At 31.9% G+C, this 18,540-nt stretch carries 15 protein-coding genes; 1 reads left to right on the top strand and 14 read right to left on the bottom strand.

The features are described from left to right. Nucleotides 1-16 precede the first annotated feature (16 nt). The 8 genes from OJ995_RS04110 to OJ995_RS04075 all read right to left on the bottom strand — a co-directional run bounded on the left by OJ995_RS04110 (nt 17) and on the right by OJ995_RS04075 (nt 6,677). Complete coding sequence (locus OJ995_RS04110) at nt 17-907, bottom strand: tyrosine-type recombinase/integrase (protein WP_264368273.1); 891 nt, start codon at nt 905-907, stop codon at nt 17-19. A 65-nt stretch (nt 908-972) separates the two neighbouring features. Continuing rightward, the gene (gene rpsU, locus OJ995_RS04105) at nt 973-1,167 is read right to left on the bottom strand and encodes a 30S ribosomal protein S21 (protein WP_111567655.1); all 195 of its coding nucleotides are present in this window, start codon (nt 1,165-1,167) and stop codon (nt 973-975) included. Nucleotides 1,168-1,239: 72 nt separating this feature from the next. Continuing rightward, a complete protein-coding gene (locus tag OJ995_RS04100) occupies nt 1,240-2,409 on the bottom strand; it encodes an acyl-CoA dehydrogenase family protein (RefSeq protein WP_264368271.1) in 1,170 nt (389 codons plus the stop codon). Between the two features lie 44 nt (nt 2,410-2,453). Next, nucleotides 2,454-3,332, bottom strand: coding sequence for a ComEA family DNA-binding protein (locus OJ995_RS04095; RefSeq protein ID WP_264368270.1), 879 nt, complete (start codon nt 3,330-3,332; stop codon nt 2,454-2,456). An 11-nt stretch (nt 3,333-3,343) separates the two neighbouring features. Then, a complete protein-coding gene (locus OJ995_RS04090) occupies nt 3,344-3,499 on the bottom strand; it encodes a hypothetical protein (protein ID WP_162845075.1) in 156 nt (51 codons plus the stop codon). A gap of 2 nt (nt 3,500-3,501) precedes the next feature. Then, on the bottom strand, nt 3,502-5,079 hold the full coding sequence (locus tag OJ995_RS04085; RefSeq protein WP_264368269.1) for a sodium-dependent transporter: 1,578 nt from the start codon (nt 5,077-5,079) through the stop codon (nt 3,502-3,504). Between the two features lie 78 nt (nt 5,080-5,157). Next, nucleotides 5,158-5,379 (bottom strand): PspC domain-containing protein, encoded by a 222-nt coding sequence (locus OJ995_RS04080; protein ID WP_111567651.1) that lies wholly within the window; start codon nt 5,377-5,379, stop codon nt 5,158-5,160. A 29-nt stretch (nt 5,380-5,408) separates the two neighbouring features. After that, nucleotides 5,409-6,677, bottom strand: coding sequence for a DUF2851 family protein (locus OJ995_RS04075; RefSeq protein WP_264368268.1), 1,269 nt, complete (start codon nt 6,675-6,677; stop codon nt 5,409-5,411). A 66-nt stretch (nt 6,678-6,743) separates the two neighbouring features. Here OJ995_RS04075 and OJ995_RS04070 point away from each other — a divergent pair, with 66 nt between their 5' ends. After that, nucleotides 6,744-8,432: a GLPGLI family protein gene (locus OJ995_RS04070; RefSeq protein ID WP_264368267.1), complete on the top strand. Its 1,689-nt coding sequence runs from the start codon at nt 6,744-6,746 to the stop codon at nt 8,430-8,432. Nucleotides 8,433-8,465: 33 nt separating this feature from the next. On the opposite strand, the gene OJ995_RS04065 is transcribed toward OJ995_RS04070, so the two are convergent. The 6 genes from OJ995_RS04065 to OJ995_RS04040 all read right to left on the bottom strand — a co-directional run bounded on the left by OJ995_RS04065 (nt 8,466) and on the right by OJ995_RS04040 (nt 18,364). Further along, nucleotides 8,466-9,827, bottom strand: coding sequence for a pyridoxal-phosphate dependent enzyme (locus OJ995_RS04065; protein WP_264368266.1), 1,362 nt, complete (start codon nt 9,825-9,827; stop codon nt 8,466-8,468). Between the two features lie 87 nt (nt 9,828-9,914). Beyond that, complete coding sequence (locus tag OJ995_RS04060) at nt 9,915-11,810, bottom strand: putative porin (RefSeq protein ID WP_264368265.1); 1,896 nt, start codon at nt 11,808-11,810, stop codon at nt 9,915-9,917. A 92-nt stretch (nt 11,811-11,902) separates the two neighbouring features. Next, nucleotides 11,903-12,895: a hypothetical protein gene (locus OJ995_RS04055; protein ID WP_264368264.1), complete on the bottom strand. Its 993-nt coding sequence runs from the start codon at nt 12,893-12,895 to the stop codon at nt 11,903-11,905. A 12-nt stretch (nt 12,896-12,907) separates the two neighbouring features. After that, entirely contained in the window at nt 12,908-13,732 is an 825-nt protein-coding gene (locus OJ995_RS04050) for a hypothetical protein (RefSeq protein WP_264368263.1), read from the bottom strand. A 25-nt stretch (nt 13,733-13,757) separates the two neighbouring features. Beyond that, the gene (locus OJ995_RS04045; protein ID WP_264368262.1) at nt 13,758-15,245 is read right to left on the bottom strand and encodes a SusD/RagB family nutrient-binding outer membrane lipoprotein; all 1,488 of its coding nucleotides are present in this window, start codon (nt 15,243-15,245) and stop codon (nt 13,758-13,760) included. Nucleotides 15,246-15,256: 11 nt separating this feature from the next. Then, complete coding sequence (locus OJ995_RS04040; RefSeq protein WP_264368261.1) at nt 15,257-18,364, bottom strand: SusC/RagA family TonB-linked outer membrane protein; 3,108 nt, start codon at nt 18,362-18,364, stop codon at nt 15,257-15,259. Nucleotides 18,365-18,540: the final 176 nt, after the last annotated feature.

Here is an 18,540-nt window from a genome sequence, read left to right as displayed (position 1 = left end):
TGGTTATACAATCGAGTTATTTTTTATTCCTAGGATGCGCCTCTTGATACACTTTTTTTAATTCAGCCAAACTGCTGTGGGTATATATCTGAGTGGACGACAAACTAGCATGACCTAACAACTCTTTTACGGAATTTAAATCGGCTCCATTATTCAACAAATGCGTTGCAAAGGAATGCCTAAGAACGTGTGGACTCTTTTTTTCTTTTTTCGAGACAGTACTAAAGTAATGATTTATTAAGCGATAAACAAACGATTCACTTACTTTATTTCCAGTTTTAGATAAAATTAACATCTCTTTGTCGTTAACAACCTCTAAATGATTCCGTTGCTCCTTATATATTTTAAACAGAGTTATCGTGCAATCTAACATTGGAATAATCCTTTCTTTATTTCTCTTTCCGATAACTCTAATGTTTTTTTGAATTTCATTTACACTACTCATCTTCAAATTTATCAATTCCGCTCTTCTTATTCCCGTTGTATAAAAAAGTTCTATAATAAACTGATTTCGAATTCCCTCAAAGTCATTTGGATAATCATTTTCAGAAAACACTTCTTGTAATTCTTTTTCTGAAAAAGGAATTTGAACTTTTTTTGCTGTTTTTAATGATTTATGTTTCAATAATGGATTAATCGAAATCTGCTTCACCTTCAACAAAAACTTGTAATACGATTTTAAAGCCGATATTTTACGATTAACCGAAGTGGTTGAAATGTTTTGTTCTACCAAAGTTACAATCCAATTTCTAACATGTGGATAAATAACTTCTTCGAGATTTACAGATTGACCAAGAAGATATTCTTGAAAAGATTTGATATCATCTAAATATGCACGAACCGTTAAAGGAGAATAGTTTTTCTCTTTAACCAAATAATCCTGATATGCTTGTAGATTTGTAGACATAAAAAAACCGCTAACAACAAAGTTACACTTTATTAATTAGCGGTTAGTATAGTTTATTCAAAAAATTAACTCTCTAATGAGTCTCTTAATCCTTGAATGTAAGATGCTTTTTGGATCTTAGCTCTGTTTACAACAGATGGTTTAATGAAAGCTTGACGTGCACGTAACTGACGAACAGTTCCTGTTTTATCAAATTTTCTTTTATAGCGCTTTAATGCTCTATCGATATTTTCTCCGTCTTTAATTGGTATAATTAACATAATATAGACACCTCCTCTCGTTAAGGGTGCAAATGTAGAAAATAATTCTGAATTAAAAATTATAAATCAAAATTATTTAACCGCTGGTTTATAATTCTGATTATCAATTATCATTTTTGATAAAATCTCCTTTAAAATTTCAGAAGTTCCTCCACCAATTGGCCCTAAACGACTATCTCTTAATAAACGCGCCAAAGGATATTCTTCCATATAACCATAACCACCTAGCATTTGTAAACAATCGTAAATTGCTAAATCTGCTACTTTAGTTGATTTTAATTTTGCCATGGTAGCTTCTTTAACTACATATTCTTTTTTATCTAAACGAGCGACAGCAGCATAATTAAACAATTTACAATGTTCCACTTCTGTTGCGTGTTCTACCATGGTATGTCTCAAGGCTTGGAATTTATTAATTGTACTTCCAAAAGCTTCTCTTTGCGACATATATTCTATAGTATACTCAAGTGCATATTCCGCTCTAGCATGTGCATTGATTGCCATAATTAAACGTTCAAAAGCAAAATGTTGCATGATGTATGGAAAACCTTTTCCTTCTTCACCCATTAAGTTTTCTAATGGAATTTCAACATTATCAAATGCAATCTCTGCAGTATCTGAAGCTCTCCAACCTAATTTATCTAATTTTGTAGCCGATATACCTTTTGTAGCCGTATCAACTAAAAATATACTAATTCCTTTATTTCCAAGTTCTGGATTTGTTTTTGCAGCCACCACATAGTAATCTGCATATACACCATTTGTAATAAAAGTTTTAGAACCATTGATAACAAATTTATCTCCTTTTCTTACAGCAGTTGTTCTCATTCCTGCAACATCACTTCCTCCAAAAGGTTCTGTAACACACAAAGCTCCAATTTTTTCACCAGCAATACTTGGTGCTAAATACTCTTGTTTTATTCTTTCATCACCTTCTGCATTTAAGTGCGTCATTGCTAAATAAGCATGTGCCCACATAGCCGCAGCAAAACCAGAAGATTTAACTTTTTGAAGTTCTTCTAAAAACACAACTGTATAAAACAAATCTAAATTCATTCCACCATACGCTTCCGGGTAGTTTAATCCGAAAAAGCCCATATCTCCAAACTTTTTCCAAATGAAGCGTTCAATTGTTCCTGTTTTTTCCCATTTTTCAATGTGAGGAACCACTTCTTTATGTAAAAAATCTCTAAAACTTTGTCTGAATAATTCGTGTTCTTCTGTAAAATATAATGAATTCATAATAAGGTATTATTGTTTTTTGGTGTGTTTTTTAGGGTATTTTTTTAGAATTCCAAATATAAGGCGATTATTTTTATTTTTTCGTTAGGCATTCCCTTAATTTTTGTTAAATCGTCAATATTTTTAATTCCACTATTCATCGTTCTGTAAATCACAATTTCCTTTGCCAAAGCATAATTGAAATAAGGAAATTTTGCTAATTCTTTTTGAGACAAATCATTAATTGCAATTTTCTTAATTCCGATTTGACTTTTTATGGTAAATCTTTTTTCTAAATCTGAAATTGCTTCTGGGCTAATTCCCCACATAAACTGAAATTGTTCCATGCTAACAAAACCGCCTAGCTTTTCTTTTTCTTGCAAAATTTTGTCCGCCAACTTTTCTCCAATTCCGTATACTGCAATTAAATCTTCTCTCGTTGCAACGTTTATGTCTTTTTGAATAATTTTTTCCTTTTCCTTTGGTAAAAACTTATGAAATTTTTCCGAAGTAGCTGTTCCTTTATTTTTTACCCAATCTGGAAATTTGAAGTATGGACTAATCTTCAATAGAAAAGCGTTTGAAACTTTAGTAACTTGTTGAAAATCTTCTACAGAATTCACAAACTTCCCTTGTTTTCGAAACGCATGTAAACGATCAATTTCTTGAATTGTCATTCCTAGCTTATAGCCTTTGTAATCGGTTATATAATTTGGATTAAATGGATAAATCGTATCTTTTTTTGTTGATTGAATACTTTTTAAACTATCAATTTCATTTTGAACCAACAACCAAGCTTTATCCTCAGTAGTATTATTCTTTGTTATAAAGTAATCGCCAAAAAAGATATAAGCTAATTGAACTAAAATAATAATTGCAAACAACAAAAAAATCCCACTTCTGTGTTCTCTAGAAAACAGGAAGTAGGATTTAATCTTATTCATTTATGTAAATATTAATCGTTTTTTCTAACTAATTCTTCATCGTTTTCCTCATAAGAATCTGGTTCTTGTTTTGGAGGTGTACTTAAAACCAAGTAGAAAAAATATCCCGTAACAGCCGTTACTGTTCCAACCGCTGTAAGCATTGTAATTAAAGCTTCTGTTTTCATGATTATATTCTCCCTTCTTTTTTACGTTTTTTATAAGCCACAAATACTAAGTATGAAATTCCTAAGAATACTAAAAGTAATAGCAATCTTGAAGCGTTTACAAATAAAATTGTTTCATTTAATAATTCTAATTCTTTAGGATCTGTAGTAGTTGCGATTTTTTGATAAATATCCTTATTGATGATTTTATCCCACACTCCAGGCAAACTTGAGAAAAAGACAACTCCTAAAAATAAAGGTGTAACATATTTAATAATAAATTTATATACACTAGGAACTTTAATATCTGCACCTGTTGTAATTTCTTTCCAACCTTTATCCATTCCAAAAATCCACGCGAAAAGTATAATTTCAAAGAAAGCAAAAACTACTAATGAGAAAGTTCCAGCCCAGTAATCGTATTCGTCAAAAACTCCGTAATTGAAAAATAATACTGTTGGAAGTCCTAGAATAAATACTAATCCTCCAAATGCCCAAGCTGCATTTTTGTGTTTCCAACCAAATTCATCTTTTAAGAATCCCATAACTGGAGTTCCCATTGCTAAAGAAGAAGTAACTCCAGCGAAAAACAACAAACCAAACCAACAAACACCACATAATATTGCTAAAACTGTTCCCCATTGTTCAAATAAGAATGGTAATGTTTTAAATCCTAACCCTAAACCTCCTGTTTGGGTCATTTCTAAAACTTTATCTACTCCTAAATAACCTACAGAAATTGGGATAATAATTGCAGCTCCTAAAACCACTTCAACAAACTCATTCATCCATCCAGCACTCATAGCATTCAAGGCAATATCGTCATTCTTTTTAACATAAGAAGCATAACACTGAATTGAACCCATACCTACCGAAAGCGTAAAGAAAATTTGACCTGCTGCAGCTAACCATACTTTTGGAGACCATATCGTAGAAAAATCAGGTGTCCACAAGAAATTAAGTCCAACAGAAGCATCATTGATTGCCCCAGCAACTCCAGCCTCAACATTAAAAGCCATAATTGCTAAGAAAACACCAAAAACAATTAATAATGGCATTCCTATTTTAGCGACTTTCTCAACACCACCACTTAACCCTTTAGATAAAATCCAAGTATTTAAAAGCAAACACACTAACCAAAAGAAAATTGTTTCAAATGGCATTTCTAAACCTACATAGCTATTGAAAAATCCAGCTACTTCATCCTGAGATTGTCCTGCAAAAGTTCTTGAGATACTATGCCAAACCCAGCTTAAAGTCCATGATTCTAAATAACAATAGTAAGCAGCAACGGCTAAGTTTGTAAAAATTCCGAAAACACCAATGTATTTCCAAAATTTTCTTTTATCCATACTATCTAATATAAATGGCGTACTGTGATGTCCGTATTTTCCACCGAATCTTCCCATACTCCATTCTACGAATAGCAACGGAATTCCCATTAATAAAAAACACACTAAATAAGGAACAATAAAAGCTCCACCTCCATTTTGAACTGCCTGAACTGGAAACCTTAAAAAGTTACCTAGTCCTACGGCGTTTCCTGCCATGGCTAAAATAAGTCCAACTCGTGATCCCCACGATTCTACTTTTGCAGTCATATAATTTTATTGGTTGTTAATTTTTCAAAGATAAGAAAACTATCTAAAATTCAAATAAAACTTACACTTAATGAAATTTTATAAGTCAAAAACTGAACTTCTTTTTGTTTTTATCATATCTTTTAGCTTTAAAAGGAATGCTAAAGTGAGATACAACCCAAACCCTAAGCCTACAGTTATGAAAGATATGTAAATAAAAAACAAACGCACATTAGTTGCTCGCATCCCCAATCGGTCGGCTAAACGAGTGGCTACGAAAAATCCGTGCTTTTCAAAAAAATGTAACAGGTTCTGAACCATTTTTTATTTTTTATTTTTCAAAAATACGATTATTTTTTAAGTATGAAATGCCCTACAGCACAATCTAAACATTTTTTTAAATCGCAATACTCTTTTTTTAATTGCAATAAAGCTTGTGATTCATATACATTTTCAGATACAATACCAAAAGTCTTAAATTTATCAATAATAACATTTTTCTCTGATGGAATTGAATTGGCTAAATCAATCAAATTTTGGGTAATTTCTTTTTGTCGACTTCTCGCATAAGCAAATTGCAATGGAATAATTGTATTTACTACCAATAAATCAACAAAAGATTTTGAAAGTTTTTTCATCTTTTTCGAACTTTCTCTATCAAAATTGTAATGGGTTTCCCAATATTCGCTAACACCAACATTAAAAACTTGATACAATTCATTTATAGAACTACAATTCATCACCAAAGAAAATAGATTCTTTCGATGAAAATACAAATTAGCCAATTGCGCCAATCGAATCGTAGGAAAATTATCGGGACGATGTTTGAAAAATTCTACAGAGCCAACAACTTTTTCACGCAGTTGATGTTTCTGAACTAAGTAATGATAGGATTTTTGTAATTCTCTAGCATAACTATCTTGAAAATCATGAGAAAGTAAATTCGCTTGACCTAGCAACAAGGATTCTAATGATTCTAGAGAAAAAGATTCTTTACGAACAACCGAAAAAGGAATAGATTTAGCGATTTTATAAAACATTTCGCCATTCGTATTCAATCCAAAATTCTTAACCAAAAGACAAAATAAAACCGCTTCCCAATCGTGATTGGATGTTTCTAGTAATTCAAAAATCAAATTAGCTTTTCTTTCCAAACGTTCGAAAAACAAACGTTCTTGCCAATTCTTGAAAACAAATTGATCTACATTCTGCAGTTCATTTTCACAATAAATCCAAGATTTCTGACTGACTAACGATTGATATTTATGTAAATCAGACAATGCTACATATTCCTTAAGCTCTAATGTTGGAATTTCTGAATTATCTTTTCTGAAAATCGGCACATCGTGTTCCCAAACGACATGCAAAATTACCGAGTCGTAATTGGAATCTTTCTCGTGATTATGCACATACCAATCTGATGACTTGAGATGTATTTCTACATTTCCAGCCCATTTTTGATTTTCGATAATAATTTGCGAATTGAAAAAATCAGGCCCCGCAAGTTGTAAATATTGACCTGAATTGAGAATCTGAATCGATTCACCTTTTGTAGTTTTTAAATTGGCAATATCAAATTTCTTGAATTGCCACAAGTGGTGCAAAAAATCTTCTTTCATTCTGTATGGCGTATATAATTGAAAAACAAAGATAAAAAATTATATTTGCTGAACAACTCCACTTTTATGAAAAAATTTATAACCATCACATTACTAAGTCTTTTTACGTTTGCGCAATCTCAAACTGGCGTAAAACCACCAAAAGGATTTAAAATTAAGTATACCAGAAGTTCAAACGGAAAGCTAATTGAAAATCAAGATGCAATATTTGTTTTCACGAATCCAACAGAGACTTTAGTAACTACTGAAAAAATGAATTCTGGAAAAGCGGAATTTCCTTTCGAACAAACGTTAATCAATCGTTCCGAAAATAAAATTGTTCAAGTTACCCAACTTAAAAAAGACAAATCGGTAACTACTGTTGATAGTCTTTCTTTAGCTAAACAAAACTTCGAGTTTTTATCGGATACCAAAACTATTTTGGGCTACAAATGCCAAAAAGCGAAAACAATCATCAATTCAAACACAATTGAACTTTGGTACACCAACGAATTACAAGTGAAAGGAGCGCCAACTACTTTAGGACAAAACATTGGCTTGGTTTTGGAAATGGTTCGCAATGGAAATTTTGTGATTTCGGCTACTAAAATTGAGAAAATGAAATCGGTTAGTCCGAATATGATTTTACAAAATAACACAACAAATAGTCCAGTTATAGATGGATTGACTTATAAAGATTTGGTTTGGAAAAGCCGCTTTACTACGATTAAAGTGTTTGAAAATGAAATCATTAATTTTTCGGACGCATCAAAATCAAATGATAGCATTTTACGATTTGCAAACGGAACTATTATCTTGAAAAAAATCACTTTTCCGGAAATTAAAAAAGGAGATTTAGTCTTTTTAGATTTAGCAGAACAATCCAATGGTGATGCTTATGACAGAACGGGTTCGGTTTTTATGATTCCGCAAGTTAAAAAGCAATCATTTTTAGATGGTTTGCAAAATGGCGCTAAAACACTACCTATTTATGAAAACGGAAATGGAAAGCAATATCAGGGTGTTGTGGCAACTCCAGAATTTTCTCCAATAATTGAATTGATGCGATTTTTTACGCCTTTTGGAATTAAGCAATACAACTACATTCAATTGAAAGACAAAACTTGGCATGAAATTGTTCCGTACAGAATGGACATTACCGATTTAAAACATAATTTATCAGGAAAAACCGTTTACGTAGGAACTTTTATTGGTAATTACGATAAAGGTGGACACAAAATTTCGATGAATATTACGATAAATCCAAGCGAAAGTTCTTTGGACAAAACTAATGTTTCTATTCCGTTATTTAATACGACAAACGTAATGGAAATGGCGGGACAAGAATATGCTACGATGTTCAATCATGAAAAAGGATTACAAGTTACTTTTACTTTAGACAAAGAAATTAAAAAAGCTCAATTGCGATATATTACGACTGGGCATGGTGGTTGGGAAAACGGAGACGAATTTGTACCAAAAAGAAACACTATATTTTTAAACGGAAAAGAAGTATTTTCGTTTATTCCATGGCGACAAGATTGTGGTGGTTACCGATTGTTTAACCCAGCATCAGGAAATTTTAATGATGGATTGTCTTCATCAGATTTGAGTCGTTCGAATTGGTGTCCTGGAACAGCAACGAATCCGATCTATATTGAATTAGGAAATTTAAAAGCAGGAACATATACGCTACAAGTAAAAATTCCACAAGGCCCAAACGAAGGTGGAAGTTTTAGCTCTTGGAATGTATCAGGAGTTTTACTAGGAGAATAAAAAAAGGACGTTCAATTGAACGTCCTTTTTTTATTATTTTATTGAACCAATAATATCATATTTAGTAATTATGTGATGTTTTCCATTTCCTAAATCGACTAAAACCGCTTGGTTATCTTTAGTGATTAGTTTAGAAACATCTTCTACTGGAGTTCCAATTTTTACGATTGGAAATGGTTTTCCCATAACTTCACGAATTGGTCTTTCTGCTGTGTTTTTATCTGAAATGAAACTTTGGAATAAATCCGATTCATCTACAGAACCTACAAATCCATTTACATCAACTACTGGAATTTGAGAGATTTTATATTTTCTCATTCTTTCGATGGCGTGTGAAACTAATTCTTCTGTACGAACAATTACTAATGGTTTGTCGATATGTTCTTTAATTAAATCTTCTGCTTTTGTGATTTCTTCTTCTAAGAAACCTCTTTCGCGCATCCAATCATCATTAAACATTTTTCCAACATAACGGCTTCCAGAATCGTGAAATAAGACCACAACTACATCTTCTGGACCAAAGTGTTCTTTTAACTGCAATAAGCCCTTTACAGCGGCTCCAGCGGAGTTTCCAACAAAAATTCCTTCTTCTAAAGCTATTTTTCTTGTATAAACGGCTGCATCTTTATCGGTAACTTTTGTAAAACCATCGATTAATGAAAAGTCAACGTTTTTAGGTAAAATATCTTCTCCAATTCCTTCTGTGATGTATGAATAGATTTCGTTCTCATCAAAAATTCCAGTTTCGTGGTATTTTTTGAAAACCGAACCGTAAGTATCGATTCCCCAAATTTTAATGTTTGGATTTTTTTCTTTTAAATATTTAGCTACTCCAGAAATCGTTCCACCAGTTCCAACACCCACTACAAAGTGTGTAATTTTTCCTTCGGTTTGTTCCCAAATTTCTGGACCCGTTTGTTCGTAATGCGCAATAGCATTACTTGGATTATCGTATTGATTTACGTACCAAGAATTTGGAATTTCATCTCCTAATTTTTTCGAAACTGAATAATACGAACGTGGATCTGTCGGTTCAACATCTGTTGGGCAAACGATTACTTTTGCTCCTACCGCACGAAGAATATCTGATTTTTCTTTAGACTGCTTATCTGAAATTACAAAAATACATTTATAACCTTTAACAATTGCAGCTAATGCTAAACCCATACCTGTGTTTCCTGAAGTACCTTCAATGATGGTTCCTCCTGGTTTTAAACGACCGTCTGCTTCTGCATCTTCAATCATTTTTACAGCCATTCTATCTTTTACAGAATTTCCTGGATTGAAAGTTTCAACTTTAGCTAAAACCAAAGCATCAACTTCAGCAGTAACTTTGTTTAATTGTACTAAAGGTGTATTACCAATAGTTTCTAATATATTTTTTGCGTATTTCATTTGTGATATTTCTAATATTTTGCAAAGATAGTGTGAAATTTATAAATAAAAAACCATCATTATTTAAGAAGGTCAATATGCATTTTTCTATTTAAAGAAATTCCATTCTAATCCAAAACGAACCATAAAATCACGATAAGGATAATTTGGAGCAGAATAAAAATTATATCCTGTTATTGAAGAGTTAAAATGCTCCGCTTTTAAATAAATTCGAGTTTGTTTGATTCTTGCATTAACGAAGAAATCGAACATTGGAAAGTTACCAATCTTGGTTTCATTTTGTACATAAAACTCTCCAATTAATGGATTGTAGTCATTTCCGTAATATTTAGTAAAATATTGGAATGTAACTCCTGTTTGTAATAACATTGCTTTTTTGAAAACATGATCAGAAAAATACAACGTACTGCGAGTAGTAAGTTCGGGAACATTTACAATATCAGAAGCTTGATCTACTTTTTGGTACAAAACCGTAACATCTAAACCTAATTTCCAAAACTTAATCTCTTTATTAGCATTTATTGACAAATAATTAATGGTCTTGTCATATTGCATTGGCTTAACGTTTAGTATAGTAATATCATTAGTTGTGTTATCAAAATACAAATGATCATTTAAAACTTTATACTGAACTGAAGCATTTAACCATTTTGTCAAAGCAGAAAAAGAAAACTGATTTAGTTTTTCATTTTTAAAATTGTTAGCCCAATTATAATCAATATATCTGCTTTGATTCAATGTATAATTCAAATTAGGCAAACTATTTAATTTTTGATACTGAAATTCAAACTGATAATCTGAATTAATTGAATATTTTGCTGAAGCTTCTATATTTGATATTGACTGATTTGTTATAGCTTGTGCAACTTGTAATTTCGCAATTAATTTGTTTGCAAAATAAGTATAATTTCCTCCAGCCATATTAATTCTATCCGAAACAGAATTAGGCACAATAATATTTCCTGAATTTCCATAAACTACACTGTTATAATAGTAATTATAATTAGTGTCATCTATAAAGAAATCTAAACTACCTAAATTTTTAGTTTTATAACCTACACTAAATTTGTTATATAAGGTATTAAAACGTGTTTTATTATTTATTGTAGAGGAAAATGAATCACCAAAACGCGCACTTGGAGTAGTCTGCCTAAACTCAAAAAACTTATATTCAGAACTAAATTGATGCGTAAATACTAAACAATTTGGATTGCTTTTATTTAATTTAAAAGAATGATCAATAAAAACACGATTACCCTTTAATAGAGAAGTTGCATCTCTAAAATAAACATCTAAGCGATCACGTTCATTATAAGGATCTTCACTAGACTCAAAAAGTGAAACATCAATAATACCTCCATTCTCTTGATTAGAAATATCTTGAGCAGTAAAATGACTATTTAAGAAATAACGTTTATCTTTAGTAAAATAACTACTAGTAAACCTGAAATTTCCCGTACTTGAAATATTGTTTATGTATTTACCATTAGAACGAAGTCCTTTATAAGCAATTGAAAAATTGAGATTAGGTTTTGTATTAATAGTTAGAAAAGCATCAAGAGATTGCCCTTGCTCCATAACGGTTTTATAATATAACTCAGTAAATGGTGTTGGAACAGAATAATACTTAATATCTCGAGATTCTAGATAATTAAAATGCTTAGCCGTAAAACCAAAAGAAGGGCTTACGCTTTTACGAATTAAACCAAAATTTAAAATATTATAAGTATGCCCTTCATTAGCAAAAGGTAATAACCCAAAAATATCCTTTCTTAAATAGTTGTATTTGTATTCATTCTTTAACGACATCGAAGTATCTGCATAAGTAGTGTCTTTCTCTAAAGAATAAATTTTATATAAGTCAATGGAAGGTTTGACTTCTTTACCCTTAACAAGATCTTTAGACAAATCGTCAGCATCTTGTACTTGAGCAAAAAGAAAGCCAGAAAAAATAAATAAGAAAATTGATAGATAATTCTTCATTACATAAAAATATGAACAAATGTAATGAGAAATTAGGGAATAAAAAAAGGACTACATAAATGTAGTCCTTTTAAAAATATATTAAAAACTAATTATTTAGTTCTTACAGCACCAGCTGGCATAGTTTTCTTTGCCATTTTACCAGTAGCTAATTGGTCATTCATTTCATTATATAATGTAAATGTAGTACCAGCTTTTTCAACATAACCTACGTAAACATCAGAAGCTGTACCTGAAGCAGAACCTTCATCTTCAGAATTCCAAATATTACTTAAGTCAAATGAATAAACCCATACACCTGGCTTACTTACAGTAAATACAGGGCTATAAGCTAACAATCTAGCAGGAGCTGAAGCTGAAGTACTATCGTATAAATCAATATACATATCGTAGTAACCATCAGGACGAGTTCCAGCAATTGTAGCATACTCAGGGTGATCACCAGTTGCACCAGTGAAGATATTTGCAGGTCCAAAAATTAATACGTCAAAATCAACATCAGCTAATGAATGAGCTGCATCATCTGCACCTAAATATTCAATATCTACAATGTTACCATGAGCATTAGTAGTAGAAGCCCAAGTTAAATCAGTTTGAACTTCATCTAAAATTGTATTACCAACAGTAATAGTGATAATATCAGAACCTTCAGCAACCAAACCATTAGAATTACCCATTGGAGTTAATTTTAAAACTAAAGTCTCAGTAGACTCAGCATAATAATCAACAAGTGGAGTAATATCAATAGTTGCAGTACTAGTGAATGCAGGGAAAACAAACTTATGTCCAATCATTCCCATACCATCATCAACAACAGTTTCAGTACCATTGTCAACATTATAGTCTCTGAAAGAACCTGTACCACCAACTAACTCAACTTTATACTCCATAGTTCTAAAATAAGGAGTGTCAGAAGTTAGCTCAAGCGAAACAGTTTCACCCTCAACAACTGAAAAAGAAGTTTGAGATGCAGTAACGATAGGCTTAACTGATCTTTCTTTTGTTGCATCTTCATCTTCGCTACAAGAAGCTAAGAATCCAAAACAAGCAACAGCTAATAAAAATTTAAAATTATTTCTTTTCATCTTCTTATAAAATTAGTTATTACGAGTATAAATGTAATTTTGAGTTTGGTCTCCGGCAGCAAATGTAATATTGTGTTTAACTTCAAACTGAGTAGCAGAAGTTACAATACCATCAACACCATCACCATACGCATCAATACCGTAAATTTGGTTAGAATATTGTCCTAAATTTTGATCTGGAACAGCAATTTCACCACAAATATCAACAAATGTATACCCAGGAGGAGTGAATTGTGTCAATGAATATCTACCAATGTAACGAGTTTTAAATGTATTAATTCCAGTAACTGAAATTACTTCATCAGTTCTGGTTCTAGTACCAGCAGTTGTAGTACAAACCATTGTATAACTACCTTGTAATTGAGACTGACAACCAACAAAAGTAATTTTCAATTGGTCATACTGAGATCCAATAACAGAACCATCAGATGAAGAAGTCAAGTTTAAAATTAACTGAGTTTTTTCAGTTGGATTTAATTGACCTGTATTTACATTAATTGGAAAATTACCAAAAGTACCACCAGCTGGAATTACAATTTTACCTGAAGCATCAGCAAAATCAAACTCTACACCTTCAGTTGCAGTAGAGGCTGGATCAACCTCATAAGTAACTTCAATATCAGTTGTAGGTAATTGACCATTTCCATTTCCGATTAAAGACATAGGAAATTCTCTTAATACAACACCTTCATCAGTAAAATACTCAACTGTTGCTAAAGAAGTTGCAAAACCAACAACTTTAGGACCGTTTGATAACTGATGCTCTGTTCTGATATCATCGTCTGTACAAGCCAAAAAGGCAGAAGCAACGACTAATAATGACATTAACTTTTTCATAATATATAATTTTAATTGTTAATTATTATTTCCAAAAAGGAGCTGTAGTAAACGACTGGTTAACTGATAATGCAGGTACATTAGCAGAATTACTAGCTAACTCAGAAGTTGGGTACATTAAACGCATTGGTTTTTGTCCTGTTGGAGAAGTAGCACCTAATGGCATTGGAATATTATTAATATATCCTGTTCTTGTATATTCAATCCAAGACTCTAAACCATTAATACTACATAATGCAATACTTTTTTGATACATGATAGCTTGAATCTTGTCTGTACTTGCAGCATAACCCTTACCATCAGTTCCGTTAATATTAGCAATATAGTTATCAGCATTAGTAGATGTAACACCTAACATAGCACATGAAGCTTGAATAGCTTGATCAAACAACGCTTGAGGATCACCAGAAATAAAACCTCTATGCGCAGCTTCAGCTTGTAATAATAAACTTTCAGCTAACAACATTACATAACCATCTTGTGAATGCTCAACCATTAAACCAGGACCAAATGAAGAGATAGTAGTAGGAGCTGTAGGAGAACCTTGAACAACACCAACAACATTACCACTTGTAGTAGTAAATAATCTAGATCTTCTTGGGTCAGCAGAGTTATTTAACTCATTAGCAATATAGTCAGAAGCTTTTCTGAAACGGAAAGTATTTCTTTCTACACGACCACCACTTGCATTCAAGTTAAGTTCCCACATCATGTTAATCCAAGGATTTTGTTGAGAATCTTTAGCGTTAGAATAACCAGGATTAATTGTTAAATCAACATTAATAAAGTTTTGATCTAATGCAGCAAATTGATCAGCTAGATAAGTTGCAGTAGCAGCATCAGTTTCAGCTTTAGTAGCTTGACGCAATAAAATTCTTAATTTTAAAGTGTTAGCAAACTTAACCCAAGTTGACATATCTCCACCTAACATAACATCTTCACCACCAACTTGTACAGTTGTAGAAGGTGCATTGTTAATCATATTGATAGCACTATCTAATTGAACGATTAGATCTCTATAAATAGCTTGATCATCGTCATAAGCAGGGAAAGCATTAGCAGTACCTAAGTGAGCTTGAGAATAAGGAATATCACCATAAATATCAACTAAATATTGGAAGTAAAAAGACTTCATAATTTTAGCAATAGCTTTGTGATTATCATAATTAGCTGATGGATAATTAATGATATTTGAATACTCATAAGTACTTCTATAAACAGAAGTCCAGATATCCTCATAAAAATTATTACTCATCGTGATACCGAACTCTTCAGCGTAACCTCCTGTAAAAGAGTTTACGTTTGGTCCCCATTGATTCATAAAAACACTACCAAGCTCATTCATTCTTCTAACTAAAGGAGAGTAAGATGCAGTTTGGACAGCAGCTAATGTTAACTTTGGATTAACATTAGATTCAGTAGCTTGGTTTGGATTTTCATTGATATCTAAATAGTTATCACATGAAAAGAAAGCAAGAGCTACTAAAGGGATTATTAATTTTAATTTTTTCATATTCTAATTTTTTAAAATGAAGCATTAAGTGAGAAACCGAATGTTCTTGTTGCTGGATATTGTCCAGTAACAGCTAAACCTTGATCATTTCCAGAAGATCTTGATTGCTCAGGATCGTGGTAACCTCTATTTTCTTTAGGTAAAACAATGAAAGGGTTTCTTGCATTTACACCGAAACGTAAAGAAGTCAAACCTGTTTTTTCAATAGTTTTTGAAGGTAAAGAATAGCTTAATGATAACTCTCTAACTTTGAATGCAGTAGCATCTAAAACCATATTTTCAGTTACAGCTCTATATTCATTAGAGAAATAGTTTAAGTAGCTAGTATAAGTTGAACCTCCAGTAACTACACTTGTATTTTCTGTATAAACTCCAGGAGCAGTTTCAATTGCAGAATTAGGGAAAATAAATCCACTTCTTCCGTTTTCAGCTGACTCATATAAATGACCTGACCATGATAACCAGTCTTTAGTACCAGCCCAGAATTGGTGACCAGTTCTATAATCCATTACAGCAGCTAAACGAACACCTTTAAATTCAACAGCAGTATTGTAGTTGATGATATAATCAGGAGTTGCTTTACCTAAAATTTTATAATCAGCAGTTCTAATTGGATTACCAGATACTGGATCAATTAATACTCTACCTTGATCATCTCTTTCGTAACCAATACCTTTAATTAACGGAAACTCTTCACCTTCTGTAGCAAAAACACCTACACCAGTTCCAGTAAAGTTTACTAATGGAATTTCAGATGCATCATCAGAAACTTTATCTACTATAGATTTTGAAGTAAAGTAACCAATTCTATTCTCCCATTTTAATCCTAAATTGTTAAAATCAGTTGATTTAATAGCAGTAATACCTAAATCAAATTCAAATCCTGTAGTAGTCATCTCACCAATATTGATAGTTTGTTGAGTTAAACCTGTACCAGCAGAAAGTTGTTGATTTGTAATCAAATCTGTAGTTGATGTTTGGAAATAAGAAAAATCAACTGTAAATCTATCATTCAAGAAACCTAAATTAGTTGTAAGTTCTACAGTTGTCATAAACTCAGGAGACAAAGCAGGGTTAGTTACACTTTGAGAAGGTAAAAATGAGTTCAAATCACCAAATGGGAATCCAGATCCTGGATTATAATTTAATTCTGATTGGTAAGTATTTAATGGCCCTGCGTTACCTACTTTTACAATAGAAGCAGCAACTTTCCAGTAATTAAACGTATTTGATTTTAAACCATCGAATGCTTTTGTAGGAATGAAAGACAAACCAGCAGATGGATAAAAATAATTATTTTTCTCAAATCCTGTAAATCTTGAATCCCAGTCATTACGAGCAGTTAAATTCAAGAATAAGTACTCATCAGATTCACCACCTTTACTTAAACCAAAGTCTAAGTTAGCAAAGAAAGAGAAACGTCTTCTTCTTTCAAAAAAATTAGATCTTCTTGGATCTCCAGTAATATTAGAAATATTGTATAATCCAGGAATAGTTAAGTTATCACCCCCAACAGTTGTTGATTGTTGATAAAAATCTTGAATGTTATTACCTAAGTTAGCTTTCATCGATAATTTATCAGTTAATTTATAATTAAAGTTAACCATAAAATCATGATAGAAAGTTCTAGAGTTAGAATTTGAAGAATCAAAAGAAGATACGATAGTATGATTACCACCACCTACTTGTAATAAGTCAGTATATCCATTTGTATAAGATAAAGCATTAGCTTGTGTAAAAGTCAAACCAGCAACATAATTAAAGTTGATGTTTTTGTTTAACTCATAGTTTAAAGTTGCGATACCTCTAAATTGATCTCTTCTATTGTTATTTCTTACGTTATCTCTTAACCAATAAGGGTTATTGTAGTAAGAAGTCCAGTGACCTTCGTTACCAGAATTTTCAAAACGCTCAACAGGAATGTTAGTAGCAGTTTGTAATAATTCTGTAAATAAGTTTGAAGAAGTAGTTAATGTTTTTTCAGTATTGTAAGTTACATTACCATCAACAGTCCATTTATTAAATTTTTTACCTGCTCTAAACAAGAAAGTATCTCTATTTAATTTATCTCCTTCTACTACGAAATCAGTAGCTTGTCTGTTAGCTGACAAAGTAACATACCCTGTTTCAGCATCACCACCACTAATAGAAATACCATTTTGGAATAAAGTACCTGTTTGGAAGAATTTTTTAATATTATCCTCAATTGGAGAATATGGTGCCATGATATAAGTACCATCAGCTTGAGCTAAACCAACTGGTCTAACAACTCCGTCCATTTCAGCTCCCCAACCACCATTCTCGTAAGAAATGTGTTGACCATTCCATCCTTGTCCATAACGTTGCTGTCTTTGAGCAATGAATGAAACTTCTTCGAAGTCCATAGATGAATTTAAAGAAACTCTTAACTTACCACCTTTGTTTCCTCTTTTAGTATTAACGATAATTACCCCGTTAACCCCTTGCTCACCGTATAAAGCAGCACCTTGAGCACCTTTTAATACGTTTGTAGATTCAATAATCTCTGGAGCTAAAGCTTGTAAAGTTCTTGCATCAGAAATAACGTTATCAATAACAACCAAAGCTTGGTTACTAGCAGAAATAGAACGGTTACCACGTAATACAATTCTCGTAGTAGCGTTTACTCCATTATTAGTAGTATTGATTGTTAAACCAGATACTTTACCAGCTAACGACTGAACAACGTTAGGGTTAGCTGCTTGTCTTAACTCCTCAGAGTTAACAACTTGATTTGATGAAGTAACGGCGTCTTGTTTTTTCTTGATACCTACAGCACCAATTACTTCAACATTTCTACCAACTACTACATCTTCTACTAATTTTACATTGTAAGAATTAGCAGCACCAATAGTTACAGTTGAAGCTTTCATACCAGTGTAAGAAAACACTAAAACTTCACCTTGTTTTGCTTTGATAGTATAGTTACCATCAAAATCAGTTGTAGTACCACGTGTTGTCCCTTGAACAACAACATTAGCACCAGCGATAGGCCCTAGTTCATCTGAAACTACACCTGTAACAGTTTTCTCTTGTGCGAACGAAAACTGCATCGTAAACGCTACTAAAAGCGTAAAAATCCATTTAAACTTCGATCTCATATTAAATTTATTTGAGTTAGTTATTCCGCAAACTTCTTAATTATTTCTTAAATAAACAAATAATACTTCGGAATATTACTAATTTATTTTTGTTAAAGTTTTAGTTTTAAAAAAACATTTTACGGAACATTCTCATACTAAAGATGAAAATATCGCAAAAAGGTTGCGTGGAAAAT

It is taken from the genome of Flavobacterium lacisediminis, from assembly GCF_025909975.1.
In the GTDB taxonomy this organism is placed as follows: domain Bacteria; phylum Bacteroidota; class Bacteroidia; order Flavobacteriales; family Flavobacteriaceae; genus Flavobacterium; species Flavobacterium lacisediminis.
The sequence above is the reverse complement of the archived record's forward strand: the minus strand, read 5'-3'. Positions and strand labels throughout refer to the sequence as shown.

Bases quoted from the DNA above. Each gene is read 5' to 3' on its own strand.
- OJ995_RS04110 (WP_264368273.1), bottom strand. From the start codon at position 907: ATGTCTACAAATCTACAAGCATATCAGGATTATTTGGTTAAAGAGAAA.
- rpsU (WP_111567655.1), bottom strand. From the start codon at position 1,167: ATGTTAATTATACCAATTAAAGACGGAGAAAATATCGATAGAGCATTA.
- OJ995_RS04100 (WP_264368271.1), bottom strand. From the start codon at position 2,409: ATGAATTCATTATATTTTACAGAAGAACACGAATTATTCAGACAAAGT.
- OJ995_RS04095 (WP_264368270.1), bottom strand. From the start codon at position 3,332: ATGAATAAGATTAAATCCTACTTCCTGTTTTCTAGAGAACACAGAAGT.
- OJ995_RS04090 (WP_162845075.1), bottom strand. From the start codon at position 3,499: ATGAAAACAGAAGCTTTAATTACAATGCTTACAGCGGTTGGAACAGTA.
- OJ995_RS04085 (WP_264368269.1), bottom strand. From the start codon at position 5,079: ATGACTGCAAAAGTAGAATCGTGGGGATCACGAGTTGGACTTATTTTA.
- OJ995_RS04080 (WP_111567651.1), bottom strand. From the start codon at position 5,379: ATGGTTCAGAACCTGTTACATTTTTTTGAAAAGCACGGATTTTTCGTA.
- OJ995_RS04075 (WP_264368268.1), bottom strand. From the start codon at position 6,677: ATGAAAGAAGATTTTTTGCACCACTTGTGGCAATTCAAGAAATTTGAT.
- OJ995_RS04070 (WP_264368267.1), top strand. From the start codon at position 6,744: ATGAAAAAATTTATAACCATCACATTACTAAGTCTTTTTACGTTTGCG.
- OJ995_RS04065 (WP_264368266.1), bottom strand. From the start codon at position 9,827: ATGAAATACGCAAAAAATATATTAGAAACTATTGGTAATACACCTTTA.
- OJ995_RS04060 (WP_264368265.1), bottom strand. From the start codon at position 11,810: ATGAAGAATTATCTATCAATTTTCTTATTTATTTTTTCTGGCTTTCTT.
- OJ995_RS04055 (WP_264368264.1), bottom strand. From the start codon at position 12,895: ATGAAAAGAAATAATTTTAAATTTTTATTAGCTGTTGCTTGTTTTGGA.
- OJ995_RS04050 (WP_264368263.1), bottom strand. From the start codon at position 13,732: ATGAAAAAGTTAATGTCATTATTAGTCGTTGCTTCTGCCTTTTTGGCT.
- OJ995_RS04045 (WP_264368262.1), bottom strand. From the start codon at position 15,245: ATGAAAAAATTAAAATTAATAATCCCTTTAGTAGCTCTTGCTTTCTTT.
- OJ995_RS04040 (WP_264368261.1), bottom strand. From the start codon at position 18,364: ATGAGATCGAAGTTTAAATGGATTTTTACGCTTTTAGTAGCGTTTACG.